The following is a 576-nucleotide window of genomic DNA, read 5'->3' on the forward strand; positions in this document are numbered from 1 at the left end:
CAAAAATGACTCACTTATGGTTCAGTGGGCATCGCGCGCCTTCTACAGCGAACTTTTAGCCGCTGGCGTGAAAATTTACGAGTTCTATGGTGGCTTGCTGCACACCAAATCGGTCGTTATCGACGACCAGTTCTGTTTGGTTGGTACGGTGAATATGGACATGCGTAGCCTGTGGCTGAACTTTGAAGTCACTCTGGCTGTCGACGATGAAGAGTTCACTAAGCAATTGTCATGGTTGCAAGATGGTTATATCAAGCAATCTCATCCTGTCATTTTGGACGAGTGGGAAAAACGTAGCCTTTATTCTCGTTTCCTTGAGCGTGTGTTCTACCTCTTCAACCCATTGCTCTAAATCAGTGACCATTTCAGTTCAAACCTCCAGTAATGAGAGTCCATGCTGGAGGTTTATTTTATCTGCGTCTTACTTTTCGCATCGACTATTCTGTGCTTTCCCCAATACATCTCATGTAATCATCTCTACCACACGGCGGTCTAAACGTTCAATCCAAACGGTTATTGGTTGATATGTGACTTTTCCCTTGCAAACCCTATGTCGTCCATGTTTTAAATAATCCA

At 44.1% G+C, this 576-nt stretch carries 1 protein-coding gene; it reads left to right on the plus strand.

The annotated features are described in order from the left end of the window. Nucleotides 1–352 (plus strand): phospholipase D-like domain-containing protein (locus tag R7Z50_RS29545; RefSeq protein ID WP_318150020.1); only part of this gene is annotated, 352 nt, incomplete at its 5' end. Between the last annotated feature and the right edge of the window lie 224 nt (nucleotides 353–576).

This window comes from Vibrio sp. 1249-1, assembly GCF_033340495.1.